Origin of the sequence: Vibrio barjaei, from assembly GCF_001639065.2 — a bacterium.
Taxonomy (GTDB): domain Bacteria; phylum Pseudomonadota; class Gammaproteobacteria; order Enterobacterales; family Vibrionaceae; genus Vibrio; species Vibrio barjaei.
Window position 1 is genome coordinate 71,272 of the sequence record NZ_LQXO02000045.1, and the last position, 13,675, is coordinate 84,946.

The window sequence follows — 13,675 nt, forward strand, 5'->3', positions numbered from 1 at the left end:
AACAATGGTTAAGATTTGGGTGGATGCCGATGCGTGTCCAAAGGTAATTCGCGAAACCATTTGTCGAGCAGCAGAGCGAACCGGATTAACCTGCACATTCGTGGCGAATCACGCGGTGCCTGTACCAAAACGAGAGAACATTCACTCACTCACTGTGCCTTCAGGGTTTGATATCGCTGACAATGAAATTGTAAGGCGTGTTAGCGAGGGCGATTTAGTCATCACATCAGATATCCCGCTTGCAGATGAAGTCATCACCAAGAATGCCCTAGCGCTGAGTCCACGTGGCGAGATGTACACTAAAGATACAATTAAAGCACGACTCAACATTCGCGACTTTATGGATACCATGCGCTCGAGTGGCGTTCAAACTGGCGGGCCCGCACCGCTAGGACAAACTGAACGACGCGAATTTGCTAATAATTTAGACCGCTTTTTGGCTAAAGCGAAGCGATAGCGCACTCTAAGTAAGTCGTCATTGCAACAGAAGCACACAAACAAAAAAGTCAGAGCTTACAGCTCTGACTTTTTCAATTCATCATGCTTGTGATTTATTACGCACGTGGCAAGTAATCAGCCTTTCCAACCCACTTGTAGCTGGTTAGTTCTTCTAAGCCCATTGGACCGCGAGCATGAAGCTTCTGAGTAGATACGGCAACTTCAGCACCTAAGCCAAACTGCGCTCCATCGGTAAAACGCGTAGATGCGTTAACATAAACCGCTGCCGAACCAGCTGAGTTGATGAACTTTTCTGAGTTCACTAAGCTGTTAGTCATAATAGCGTCGGAGTGACTAGCATTATGTACTCGCATATGGTGAATCGCTTCTTCCACATCCGCGACCACTTTCACACCTAGTGTAAAACTCAACCACTCAGTATCAAAATCGCCCTCGCCTGCACTTCTTAAGTCTTCCGTGCCAGCTAGAATAGCCTCCGCCTTTGGCTCAGCGACTAGGCTCACTTTACCTTTGAGACGCTCGGCAAGCATCGGTAAGAACTCCGCCGCTACCTTCTCATGCACTAGTAGGGTGTCCAATGCATTACACGCGGATGGACGCTGAACTTTAGAGTTTTCTACCACATCTAACGAACGTACTAGATCAGCAGACTCGTCAACGAAAATATGACTGATACCAAAGCCGCCAATGATTACTGGTATATTACTGTTCTCTTTACACATTTTGTGTAAACCGGCACCACCACGAGGAATGATCATATCGACATAATCATCCAACTTAAGCAGTTGTGATACAAGCTCACGATCTGGCTTTTCAATATACTGAACCGAAGCAGCTGGTAAGCCCGCTTTATCTAACGCCAATTGAATGACTTTCACCAGTTCCATATTGGAGTAAAACGTCTCTTTACCGCCACGCAGAATGCTTGCGTTACCTGTTTTTAGGCAGAGCGCCGCAATATCGATGGTTACGTTTGGACGCGCTTCATAGATAACACCTACTACACCAAGTGGCACGCGACGACGAGACAGACTCATGCCGTTCTCAAGGATTTTGCTGTCAATTTCACTGCCTACAGGATCTGACAAGGTGATCACATTGCGCACGTCATCAGCAATGCCTTTCAAGCGCTGCTCGTTTAACAGCAAACGGTCCAAAAGTGCTTCGGTAAGCCCTGCTTGACGGCCAAGTTCAATGTCTTTAGCGTTTGCCGCTAAGATTACGTCAGCATTCGCTTCTAGCTCATCAGCAATGATCTGTAGCGCATTGTTTTTTTGAGCAGTCGATGCAGTAGCCAGAGAGAAGCTTGCTTGCTTGGCATTCTGACCGAGTTTAATCATATCCATTACTTATCCCTTTATTCTTAATCTTGAATGACAACCATATCGTCGCGGTGAATGACTTCAGCACCATAGTCATAGCCTAAAGTCTCACCGATTTCTTTACTGTGTTTACCTGCAATTTTCGCTAGGTCAGTATCGGAGTAGCCACAAATTCCTTTTGCAACCAGTGCTCCGTTTTTGGTTGTCACACGCACCACTTCACCTCGAGCGAAGCGGCCTGAAACTTTAACAACACCTTTTGCGAGTAAACTGCTGCCTTTGCCAATCACAGCATTGACTGCCCCCGCATCGATGACAATGTTACCCGTTGCTGCCGGGCCAGCAAGAATCCAACGTTTACGATTCTCTAGTGCTTCTGGGAGTGGTAGGAAGCGTGTACCTTGGGGCTCATCTGACAACGAATCAAACACCACGTTCTCAGCACTACCAGCAGCGATAATAACTTCAATACCGGCACGACGTGCAATATCCGCTGCCTGAAGTTTGGTTGCCATACCGCCTGTGCCCAATGTCGTTCCACTGCCGCCAGCAATCTTACGAAGCGTTTCATCAATCGTAGTGACTTCGCGAATAAGTTCCGCATTAGGATCCTTGCGAGGATCGGCGGTAAACAGGCCACGCTGATCGGTTAACAGCAGCAGTTTGTCTGCACCACACAAGATACCCACCAATGCTGACAGGTTATCGTTATCACCAACTTTAATCTCGCTAGTCGCAACCGCATCATTCTCATTCACAACCGGAATAATGTCGTTTTCCACTAGCGCATTGATGGTGTCACGTGCATTCAAAAATCGCTCACGATCCTCAAGATCTGCGCGTGTTAGCAGCATTTGACCGATTTTAAGTCCGTAAATCGCAAATAGCGACTCCCAAACTTGAATCAACTGACTTTGTCCCACAGCCGCTAATAGCTGCTTACTCGCCATTGAATTGGGAAGTGCGGGGTATCCTAGGTGCTCTCTGCCTGCGGCAATAGCACCAGAAGATACCATAACCACAGAATGACCAAGCTTTTTCAGCTCAGCACATTGTCTAACGAGCTCGACCATATGCGCTTTGTTTAGCGCTAGGGAACCACCTGTAAGAACGCTTGTTCCTAACTTCACCACTACAGTTTTTTTGTCTGTAGCTTGACGATTAATATCAGTTGTCATCTCTGTTTGTTGGACACGAAAGTTAAATAAGGAGTGATGTTTTAGCAATCAAACATCATTTATACAAGTAAAAAGTGAGAGGATTGGAAAAGCAGCAAAAAAAAGCCCCAATCGAGACATTGAGGCTTTGTAAACGTTACACGAACTCTACAGAGTCATCATGTATTGCTACATCCAACGAGAACTTTTCTTGAAGCGCAGAAACCAACTTTTCATGGAACACTTCTTGTGTTCGAGTAATCTCTTGAGTTGCTGATTCCGGAGCCGACTCTAGGACCCACTCACCTACTTGGTTATAGCGACCAATCTGATACGTTGCTTCAAATTGCTCATCAACTAGGCTCAAATCAACCCACCAACCCCAAAACTCTCTATCTTCTGGAGACTTAGTATCATCAACACAAACGGAAAGGCAATCAAAGTGATAAAACCCTTCTTTGCATAGAGGCTCTCTAAGATAAGGACCAATCGCTTTTAGAGCAGTGAGCAAACGATAATGCGTAGGGTTTTTAGCCGCTTCTGACATGGGGAAACTCCATTTATAAGTAAAATTAGTTATTGAATTGAAATAGCGTTAAATTTTCCGAGATATTTATTGTTTTATCATATATTTGATTACACGCTTATTTCATATTTAACTAATTTACCACAAATGTCACCTCCAAAGTTCGTCCTCCAACCACTTAATCGCCATTTCGAGTGATTGCTCATATCCTTTAGCAATACCTTTCGCAGGTATTTGTTTTGCCTTGCCGTAATCACTGAACATGGCTACCAAGCGGTTGTCTGAATGTGGTGAAACCATATCGCCTTCTAGGCTCATTGCTAAGATCGGCACTTTCGTGCGACGAGCACTGAGGAAGCCTTGTATCTTGAGTGACCAAGCCATTAACTGCCCTGACAAACTATTGATATCAATAGCATCTTTGCCTAATCGAGAGCCCAGCATATCCAAATACATCTTAGGCATGTTCTGGATTTTCTTTGGACTCGTCAGCAAATCATGGATAGGTGCGCCAAGTGATACACAACCTTTAATCTTATTGGGTTCAAGGAAAGACAACCTTACCATCGCGTTGCCACCAAAACGGAAACCTAATAGACCTACTTTGAAATGATCAACCCATGGGATATTTGGTAGCTCGTTTAGCACAGCTTGGTGTAAGCAAGACGTGTCTTCCGTTAGGGGCCAATGAGAGCTGTGACCGATAGAAGGCATATCGACGGTTAACATCGCAATGCCTGCTGGTGCAAGGTAATCGCGGAACAAACGCCACATGTCTGTTTGTAAGGAATCGAGACCAGCACTCACTATAACAACAGGTTGTGGTTTGTCTGTACTAACTAAGTGCAGATTAGCAATAATACGTTTGTTCTTATAAGGAACTTCAATTTGCTTAATAATGTGACTAGTGCGTTTTGCTGCTTCATTGTAAGCCGTATTCGCTAGCACCTGCGCCTGTAACGCAAGATTGTCGTTCTTTAGATGAGGGTAACCTGCAATGCTAAAACAAAGTGAGGCTTTAAATAACTCTTCGGCCGAATCATCACCAGTCACATCATTAGCACGCTTTTGATGCAACATACCAAGCTTCGTCCACTCATAGTTCCAGTTACCACCGTGATAGCCCATTACGGTATCCAGCCACTCGTCAACCGTACGAGAATGTTTTGATGAGGCAATGGTCGCTAACACACTTTCCTGTTCAATAGGATCAATACCCTGCCAAACCCATTGCAACCGTAGTAGGTTTCGGTACCAAGAGGTGGGGTTCTCCGCTCTGCGCTCCTCAAGCAGCTTATCGCTACTCGGCATATATCTAATCAGACGGGAGGTTTCTTTTGCCTGTTTGTTTTTCTCGAACAACGTCTCAGAGATATTCTTGCTGGTTTCTTCAGACATGTCATAGCCTTCTAATGGAACTTTGTCCTATATAGTAATAAAAAAAATGACCCAATAAAGGGTCATTTTTCGCAAATACAGATTGATGTATTTATTTTTGTTTACGGTTGATTGGCTCAACGTAAGACAGCACCATATCCCATGGCTGCTCAATCCAACAGTCCTGAGCGATGTCAACGATGTATTCATCAACAAGCTCAACACCCGCAGGTTTCGCACAGACTGTTACAAATTTAGCTTTAGGGTACATCTCGCGGATCTTACGAGCAGTGTCGCCACTGTCTACTAAATCATCAACGATTAGATAACCTTCACCATCATGCTCAGGTGCTTTTAGCACTGTCATGTCACGCTGATGATCGTGATCGTAGCTAGAGATACATACCGTATCTACGTAACGAATACCTAGCTCACGAGCCAGAATTGCAGCAGGAACCAGACCACCACGGCTTACGCCTAGAATGCCTTTCCACTGTTCTGCTGGCATTTGACGCTCAGCAAGTTGACGGCAATATGCGTGCATATTGTCCCATGTGATGATGAATTTGTTAGCCATAGTAAAAACCTAATTAAAACGTGTTCGTGCGTTATGCAGCCAAAATGTACTTCATGATAAAGATTGCCGACATTACCCATACACTTAGAGAAACGTCACGTCCTTTACCACTCAATGCTTTGATCGCCGCGTAAGCAATGAAACCTAACGAGATACCTTCTGCAATAGAGAATGTAAAAGGCATCAGCAAGCAAGTTACAACAACCGGCGCAGCTTCTGTAATGTCTCTCCAGTCGATACCAACTAGACCAGACATCATAAGAATTGCTACGTAAAACAGAGCACCTGCAGTTGCGTAAGCTGGGATCATACCCGCCAAAGGCGAGAAGAATAAAGCAAGTACAAACAAAATGCCAACAACAACTGCAGTCAGACCTGTACGACCGCCAGCAGCCACACCTGCTGTACTCTCTACATATGAGGTTGTGTTTGACGTACCCAGTAGTGCACCTACTGATGTCGCTGTTGAATCCGCCAGAAGCGCTTTGTTCAAGCGTGGGATTTTGCCATCTTTGCCGATTAAATCTGCTTTTTGAGCAACGCCAACCAGCGTACCGGCAGTGTCAAACAAGTCGACGAATAAGAAAGCAAATACCACTGAAATCATGCCGATCTCAAACACGGCTGAGAAATCTAATTGCATGAAGGTAGGCGCAATGCTTGGTGGAGCAGACATGATACCGCCCCACTGCACGTCACCAAAAATAAGACCAAGACCGGTTACCGCCAAGATAGCGATCATTACTGCACCTTTTACACCACGGTGTACAAGTGCAATAGTCAGAAAGAAACCAACTGCGGCGAGAGTTGCTGGCAGTGACGTGATATGACCAAGCGAAACCAGTGTTGCTGGGTTATCGACAACAATACCCGCGTTTTTCAGCGCGATAAGTGCCAAAAATAGACCAATACCCGCAGAAATACCGGTTCTAAGCGACATTGGAATGGAGTTAATGATCCACTCACGAATTTTGAAAACACTCAAAAGGATGAACAAGACACCTGAGCAAAATACTGCCGCTAGAGCCACTTGCCATGTGTAACCCATACCTAGCACAACCGCGTAGGTAAAGAACGCATTCAGCCCCATACCAGGAGCCTGTGCGATTGGATAGTTAGCTACGAAGCCCATGATGAAACAGCCAATAGCAGCCGCAAGACAGGTAGCAACGAATACTGCGCCGCGATCCATGCCGGCATCAGCTAGAATTGCTGGGTTAACAAAAATAATGTAAGCCATCGTCAGGAAGGTTGTTAAACCTGCGATGATCTCAGTGCGCACATTGGTGCCATGTTCACTGAGTTTAAACAGCCTTTCGAGCATAATCGAATCCCTAAAATGTAAAAAGTAAACGGTTGCGTAAACGATTGGCGCGAATTATAAGGTTATCAAAACGCAAATTCCACCTAGAATTTTGACTCTAAACCAAATATTTTTAAGTTGATATGAAACCTATTCGGTAACAATAACTAACAATTTGATGTAGTTACTCAATCGCCAATAGAATTCAGTGTAGTCAGGCTATTTACCGTTCGTTCACTATTTGAACGTTTTTTGAGATTAAGACGGTAGTTTGGGGAGATAAAAGACAAAAAAAACGCCACTCAGTTGAGTGGCGGTAGAATAATTTGGTCATCAATTGGGGTATATAACCAACGAAAAATTCTAAATATAGGGGTATAAATCGTTCACTATCTACCAAAGTAGACATTGTACGCGAAGTCTTTTGTGTATACGTTTTGAGTTGTCCAAAACATCGCGCTTGCTAAACCTTTCATAAACATCACCTTCTAACAAAACATCATTGTGCATTAATTGCTTTGAATCTCGGTTCCTTGGAGGCGATAAATCGGGCTCTTTCCGTGAGCAGTATCGTTGAGTCTCTCAACTGTTCAAAAGAATACCATATCGGACTTTTATTACAAGCACAAAAGCGATCTAAGTCACAATTATTTTAATGATGACTAATTTATTACTTAAAACTGTAATTAAATTACAAAAACAACACTATCAAATATGCACCTAGACTCATTCGAGTCTGGTAACTAAGCTTTACCACCGTTTCTACAAGATACTTCAGGTTTGACTACTACCTATTTACAACTAATGATATCCTTTGCTTTATCTTAAATAAGCTAGAAAACCAGACGTTCCCTTCAAAATAAGGGACATCTGAGGAACAACTATCTAGCAAAGCCCGTCAAAAGGAGAGTTCCGTGTCTGAATTCCATTCTGAAATCAGTAAGTTGTCACCAGCACCTGTCTGGCAATTTTTCGATAAAATCTGCTCTATCCCTCACCCATCTAAGCATGAAGAAGCTCTTGCAGAGTACATTGTCGGCTGGGCAAAGGAGCAAGGTCTTGAAGTAAAACGTGACAAAACTGGCAACGTCTTCATTAAGAAGCCTGCTACCGCAGGAATGGAGCATAAGAAAGGTGTTGTGCTTCAAGCGCACATCGATATGGTACCGCAAAAGAACGAAGATACTGACCATGACTTTACCGTTGACCCAATTCAACCTTACATCGATGGCGAATGGGTAACCGCAAAAGGCACAACATTGGGTGCTGATAACGGTATTGGTATGGCAACATGTTTAGCTGTACTTGCTTCTAATGACATCAAACACGGTCCTCTAGAGGTATTGCTAACTATCGACGAAGAAGCTGGTATGACTGGCGCGTTTGGTCTTGAAGCAGGTTGGCTGGAAGGTGACATCCTACTTAACACGGATTCAGAGCAAGAAGGTGAAGTCTACATGGGCTGTGCTGGCGGTATCGACGCAGCAATTACTTTCGAGGTAAATCGTGAAGCAGCTCCTGAAGGTTATGTGGCGCGTCAGCTGACATTAAAAGGTCTTAAAGGCGGACACTCCGGGTGTGATATCCATACTGGTCGCGGCAATGCTAACAAGCTGCTGGCTCGCTTCCTTGCTGGTCATGCTCAAGAGTTAGACGCACGTCTTATTGAGTTCCGTGGCGGTAGCTTACGTAATGCCATCCCACGTGAAGGTTTTGTCACCCTTGCACTGCCAGAAACGAATCTAGCAAAGCTGGACGAATTATACAGCTTCTATACTGAACTGCTGAAATCTGAGCTTGGCGCTATCGAAACCGATATTGTTACCTTTAACGATGCAGCTGACTTAGCTGATGTATTTGCGACAGAATCTCAAACTCGCTTCATTGCAGCACTAAACGCTTGTCCAAATGGCGTGATTCGCATGAGTGATGATATTGAAGGCGTGGTAGAAACCTCGTTAAACGTTGGCGTTATCACCACTCAAACAGATAAAGTAGAAGTACTTTGTTTGATTCGCTCTTTAATTGATTCTGGGCGTTCACAAGTTGAAGGCATGCTAGCCTCTATCGCAGAGCTAGCTGGCGCTACTATCCAATGCTCAGGCGCATATCCTGGTTGGAAGCCTGATCCAGAATCAGAAATCATGGCTACCTTCCGTGACATGTATGAAGGTATCTATGGTCACAAACCAAACATTATGGTCATTCACGCGGGCTTAGAGTGTGGTCTGTTCAAAGAACCATACCCTAGCATGGATATGGTCTCGTTTGGCCCAACAATCAAGTTCCCTCATTCGCCAGATGAGAAAGTGAAAATCGATACCGTTGAACTGTTCTGGAACCAAATGGTTGCGTTATTAGAAGCCATTCCTGCTAAAGCATAATTCGCTGCTTTAATCGCCATTATCAAGCCGATGTTTAACCATAACATCGGCTTTTTTGTTTCATATCAAATGGCAGTTTTGTTTTTTACGTTGCCTCTGTGTATATTGAGACAAGTTATCATTTACAGAGATCATTGATATGCAAGTTTACGGTTGTTGTGACTTAGTAAGAGAAATCTACGCCCAAATTGGTAGTGGTGACCAAGGTTATATCCCTCAGGCTATTTCTTGTGCAGTACGTGCGTTAAACGACATTGCAGCGGACGAATCCTTACCTTTGGAAACACGTGAAAAGGCAGCCTTTGCAGCCGCCAATTTACTCATTTCCGACTTTGAAGATAAGTAGAGACACATTATGAATCTAGCGAACTTTGAGAGTATGGACCCCATCATGCTGATGAGTATTGTTAATATGAAGCTACGGGACGATTTTGGTGGCGATCTCGACAAACTTGCTAACTTCTTCGATATCAGTAAGTCGGCATTGATTGAGAAACTAGCAGGTGCTGGGTTTGATTTTCTTCCCGAGGCTGGTCAATTTAGATAAGACGTAGACACGACGTTTTCTTCTTAGTAAAAAGCTCTACAAATGCAGAGCTTTTTACTTATCTCATACTGTTTGTCTTAGCCAAATGATGCCCAAATAACCGTAATCACTAAAATCGGGCAGACAAATTTCACGTAGAAAGGCCATACCTTGCCAAACCAGCCAAGCTGAAAGTCTGGACAGCCTTGTTCAAGCTCTTTTATCTTACCAGCTCGGCTCCAGACCCAACCACCAAATAAGCAGAACAACAGGGCAGCGACTGGTTGTAAATATTGTGTCGCTACCATAGCAACTAGGCCAAATAGCTCTGCAAAATTAAACACAATATAGACACTAAATAGAGCGATTAATGCGCCCAATACCCAACTGGTTTTCTTACGGCCAGTCTTGAAGCGTTCATCTACCAACGCTACCGGACATTCAAGCATCGAAATAGAAGACGTTAGCGCTGCAATAGTAAGCAACAAGAAGAAAACAACAGAAAACACTAAACCCAATAAACCAAGAGATTCAAACATCAATGGCAGCACGGTAAAAACAAGTGTGTCCGAGCTCAATAATGAACCGTCTTCAGCATAGATTTGTACTCCTTTCTGCATTGCAACAAACATCGCCGGCATCACGACCAAGCCGGCAATAAATGCCACCGCCGTATCCACTAACGTGACGTTCATCGCCATCTTAGGCAGATTCTCTTTTTTTGAAAGGTATGAGCCATAAATCAGCATAGAACAGCCACCTATCGTTAATGAGAAAAAGCCCTGCCCCATGGCAGCAAGAATTAATTTCCTGTCCCAAACTTTTTCGAAATCAGGGATTAGGTAATGCTTAAGTCCTTCCATCGCTCCTTGTTGCATCATGATATAAACAAACAACAACGCAAATAGAATGAAGAGTGAAGGCATTAATCGGGTTGACCATTTCTCGATCCCCTGCTTAACACCACCCTGAACGATAAGAACGGTGAGAAGGTAGAATACAATGGTACCGAACACGTTGCGTTCGACACTAAAACCTTTAAACCAGTCGGCAAGACTCGTTAAGCCAGCGATATCTGCTAACGCACCAAACAAGAAGCAAATCAGCCACCCGCCTACAATAGAATAAAATGCGAGTACTGCGCATGGCACAGAGAGGCCAATCCAACCAACAAGACCGCCTAATCGTTTACCTAGAGCATTAGTGGTTAGTGACTTCATACTATCCACTGGGTTAGCTTGACCATGACGACCAATCGCCATTTCCACAACCAACATAGGAAAAGCGACCACCAGAATCATCACCAAATAAACCAACAAAAATGCCCCACCGCCATTACTGGCAGCTTGAGTTGGGAATCCCCAGATGTTGCCAAGACCAACGGCTGCACCAGCTGCAGCCAGTATAAAGCCAAGTCGAGAACCAAAATGCTCCCTTGGAGCTGAAGAAGAGTTAGAAATGTCCACTGCGAATATCATACCGTACTAGTTTGCTGGCACGGTATGATAAAAATGCGATGAGAGCAATCTTATTTAGTTAAATACTCTAATATAAACATCAGTATTGATAGTAAGTTTTTCGTTACACTAAAACAAAAGCAACTTAATTTGCAATTAACTACAGAAACAATACTAAAACCCAACGCCTCACTACAAAAAACTCCGCTAGTACTGTTTAAGTGCTAGCGGAGCTCTTAGATAACTGACGGTAATAGCAAAGCTAAATAGTAAAGACTTGATAGTCCTTTAACTCTGGGATTTTCTTTTGAAGCTCTTGCTCTTGTTCAGCAACATCATTAAGCGAGTCGCAGTAATCTTCCGCTTGTTGCTTCAACGATTCAGATTGTACCTTCATGGTTTCTGACATACGAGCTTTGAGCTCGTCCATTTGCTTCGATAGTTCGGTCAAATTCAAGCCCCCTTCTTCACTCATTTTCTCTTGAAGAGCAGTAAACGCGCTACTAAAGAATTCTTTATTAAAAACTTCTTTAGCTTTAGCGACATCTTGTTCCCAATTGTCCATAAAGGAGCTAAAGGCTTCGGACTGGAGTACAAACTCGCCATTGTTTTCATATCGAGATTCCACATCGGCAAAAAACTCGGCAACGGCTTGTTTTACGTTTTGGAACGCTTCTGAGTTGTCAAAACTCTCTGCAACATCGTCGATAAGTTCATTGGTAAGTTCGAGCCCGTTTTCCGCAAGCTCCTTTGCTTTAGGCACGTACTTATTCATGTTTTCGCGATAACTTTCAAGCGCATCTTTTTGCAACTGTGTCAACTGTATCGCTTTCCCATTGATAAATAGATTGTTGTCTTCATCGATAAGTACTTTAGAAGAGGATGTCTTTACGATTTCTACCTGCTCGCCATCAAGGTGAACTTCATTCTTGATATCGACACCACACTGACCCACAGCCAAAGCTTGACCCGAGGCTAGTAAGGTGCTCAATAATAGACTACGACTGATCACTCTATTGTGTATCTTCATAAATTACCCTATAGCATACGCTTAATATAAGTGAATAATAGCATAATGCGTCAGTTTCTCTCCAATGCTAACCACAACCTCATCATCAATAGACTTACCAATTAGGGCCTTACCTAAAGGAGAGTGTGGTGTGACTACCTTGATTGTCGCCTCTTCAATGGTCAGACCGCCGGCACATGGAAGTACGAAAAATCGCGACACTACTTCGTCTTCATCTTCTATCTCTACCACAGCGGTAAGTCTGACATTATCTAGTGACGAGAACGGATTTAACACCATTTTGCGAAGTAATGCGATATCGCTTTTTACTTGCTCCAACCTCACCGCTTGCCCGTGAGCAAGGTATGATGCTTCTAAAGCCAAGGTGTCATATTTATGCTCTGGCACCGTTTCTTCATTGGTGGCGGCATCAACCGTTTTCTCCATCGCGGAAGTTAACGTCACAACGTTCTGCTCCAGTTGAGCGATCACGTCGTCGAGCAGCACTTGCTTGTTCATTGAACTCCTTACCACAATTACTAGTTAACAATGTAACGATTAATCTTCAAACATCGTCAATTGGCGAGCTTGTTCTAAGGGCTCCAGCATAACGCTTAATCCTAATAAACGAATCTCGCGACCTTGTTGACGCTCTAACACCTCTCGCAGCAGGTCTTTAAAATACGCTAAATCCAGTCTATTGTGGACATGTTCTATGGTCGTCAGTTTAAAGTCAGCAAACTTCACTTTGATGCCTTGCTTGATAACATTACGTTTAGGCTGAGCTTTATTGAGTCGCATATCCAGTTCTGGATACAACTTCTCTTCTATTACTTGCCAACATTGTTCAAAGGTCGAAATATTAGTGCTAAACGTCCTTTCAACACCAATTGACTTGCGCTCTCGCTCGACGACCACTTCCCGCTCGTCAATTCCGTGACTCTTTTTCCACAGAGACGCACCAAGACGGCCAAAGCGTACGATCAGCTCTCGGTAATCACTATTACGAACGTCTAAACAAGTAAATAAACCTGCTTTGTTAAGCTTCTCAAGACTGACCTTTCCTACACCGGGTATCTTACCAAGTTCGAGATCATCAACAACCTGTTGTACTTTATCGGGTGGAATCACAAACTGACCATTTGGCTTATTCATGTCTGAAGCAATTTTGGCGAGAAACTTTAATGGTGCGACGCCTGCTGAAGCCGTGAGTTGCAATTCATCCCAGATGTCTTTGCGAATTGCTTCCGCAATAAGAGTTGCCGAGTTTTGACAGTGTAGAGAATCGGTAACGTCTAAATAAGCTTCGTCCAGAGACAGTGGCTCAATCAACGAAGTATAACGGGAGAATATCTCTCGAATCTTAATTGAGGTCTCTTTATAGATATGCATACGTCCAGGGACTAGCAATAAATTGGGACAGAGCTTGAGCGCTTGTGCAGTTGGCATAGCTGAACGAACCCCGAACTTTCGGGCTTCATAATTGCAAGTGCTTATTACGCCTCTCTGGCGCTCACTGCCACCAACCGCTAGTGCCTTACCACGATAGTGAGGATTATCCCGCATTTCTACTGCGGC

14 protein-coding genes are annotated in these 13,675 nt (G+C 44.0%); 4 read left to right on the forward strand and 10 right to left on the reverse strand.

Annotated features, from left to right (window positions below; all coding sequences use genetic code 11):
- Nucleotides 1-4 precede the first annotated feature (4 nt).
- Nucleotides 5-457 (forward strand): YaiI/YqxD family protein, encoded by a 453-nt coding sequence (locus tag AWH66_RS19840; protein WP_038229268.1) that lies wholly within the window; start codon nucleotides 5-7, stop codon nucleotides 455-457.
- 97 nt (nucleotides 458-554) lie between these two features.
- Here the strand turns inward: AWH66_RS19840 and AWH66_RS19845 are convergent, their stop codons facing one another.
- The 6 genes from AWH66_RS19845 to AWH66_RS19870 all read right to left on the reverse strand — a co-directional run bounded on the left by AWH66_RS19845 (nucleotide 555) and on the right by AWH66_RS19870 (nucleotide 6,742).
- Nucleotides 555-1,805, reverse strand: coding sequence for a glutamate-5-semialdehyde dehydrogenase (locus AWH66_RS19845; RefSeq protein WP_063604119.1), 1,251 nt, complete (start codon nucleotides 1,803-1,805; stop codon nucleotides 555-557).
- Between the two features lie 17 nt (nucleotides 1,806-1,822).
- Nucleotides 1,823-2,959: a glutamate 5-kinase gene (gene proB / locus AWH66_RS19850; protein ID WP_083400081.1), complete on the reverse strand. Its 1,137-nt coding sequence runs from the start codon at nucleotides 2,957-2,959 to the stop codon at nucleotides 1,823-1,825.
- Between the two features lie 136 nt (nucleotides 2,960-3,095).
- A complete protein-coding gene (gene crl / locus AWH66_RS19855; protein ID WP_006075710.1) occupies nucleotides 3,096-3,485 on the reverse strand; it encodes a sigma factor-binding protein Crl in 390 nt (129 codons plus the stop codon).
- Between the two features lie 129 nt (nucleotides 3,486-3,614).
- Nucleotides 3,615-4,862 (reverse strand): esterase FrsA, encoded by a 1,248-nt coding sequence (gene frsA, locus AWH66_RS19860; RefSeq protein ID WP_031494605.1) that lies wholly within the window; start codon nucleotides 4,860-4,862, stop codon nucleotides 3,615-3,617.
- Nucleotides 4,863-4,953: 91 nt separating this feature from the next.
- On the reverse strand, nucleotides 4,954-5,418 hold the full coding sequence (gpt, locus tag AWH66_RS19865) for a xanthine phosphoribosyltransferase (protein WP_038229262.1): 465 nt from the start codon (nucleotides 5,416-5,418) through the stop codon (nucleotides 4,954-4,956).
- A 31-nt stretch (nucleotides 5,419-5,449) separates the two neighbouring features.
- Nucleotides 5,450-6,742, reverse strand: coding sequence for an NCS2 family permease (locus AWH66_RS19870; protein WP_031494607.1), 1,293 nt, complete (start codon nucleotides 6,740-6,742; stop codon nucleotides 5,450-5,452).
- A gap of 893 nt (nucleotides 6,743-7,635) precedes the next feature.
- Here AWH66_RS19870 and AWH66_RS19875 point away from each other — a divergent pair.
- The 3 genes from AWH66_RS19875 to AWH66_RS19885 all read left to right on the forward strand — a co-directional run bounded on the left by AWH66_RS19875 (nucleotide 7,636) and on the right by AWH66_RS19885 (nucleotide 9,652).
- Nucleotides 7,636-9,105: an aminoacyl-histidine dipeptidase gene (locus tag AWH66_RS19875; RefSeq protein ID WP_063604118.1), complete on the forward strand. Its 1,470-nt coding sequence runs from the start codon at nucleotides 7,636-7,638 to the stop codon at nucleotides 9,103-9,105.
- Between the two features lie 139 nt (nucleotides 9,106-9,244).
- Nucleotides 9,245-9,451: a YaeP family protein gene (locus AWH66_RS19880; protein WP_006075713.1), complete on the forward strand. Its 207-nt coding sequence runs from the start codon at nucleotides 9,245-9,247 to the stop codon at nucleotides 9,449-9,451.
- 9 nt (nucleotides 9,452-9,460) lie between these two features.
- Nucleotides 9,461-9,652: a DUF4250 domain-containing protein gene (locus tag AWH66_RS19885; RefSeq protein WP_038229260.1), complete on the forward strand. Its 192-nt coding sequence runs from the start codon at nucleotides 9,461-9,463 to the stop codon at nucleotides 9,650-9,652.
- A 77-nt stretch (nucleotides 9,653-9,729) separates the two neighbouring features.
- Here AWH66_RS19885 and AWH66_RS19890 read toward each other — a convergent pair whose 3' ends face one another.
- The 4 genes from AWH66_RS19890 to dinB all read right to left on the reverse strand — a co-directional run.
- Nucleotides 9,730-11,091 carry a sodium-dependent transporter gene (locus AWH66_RS19890; RefSeq protein WP_206360064.1) on the reverse strand — a complete coding sequence of 454 codons (1,362 nt, stop codon included), beginning with the start codon at nucleotides 11,089-11,091 and terminating at the stop codon, nucleotides 9,730-9,732.
- A gap of 259 nt (nucleotides 11,092-11,350) precedes the next feature.
- Nucleotides 11,351-12,118, reverse strand: coding sequence for a YggN family protein (locus AWH66_RS19895; protein ID WP_063604116.1), 768 nt, complete (start codon nucleotides 12,116-12,118; stop codon nucleotides 11,351-11,353).
- Between the two features lie 21 nt (nucleotides 12,119-12,139).
- The gene (locus AWH66_RS19900) at nucleotides 12,140-12,616 is read right to left on the reverse strand and encodes a GreA/GreB family elongation factor (protein ID WP_063604115.1); all 477 of its coding nucleotides are present in this window, start codon (nucleotides 12,614-12,616) and stop codon (nucleotides 12,140-12,142) included.
- Between the two features lie 39 nt (nucleotides 12,617-12,655).
- On the reverse strand, nucleotides 12,656-13,675 hold a 1,020-nt coding region (gene dinB, locus AWH66_RS19905), incomplete at its 5' end, for a DNA polymerase IV (RefSeq protein WP_071487865.1).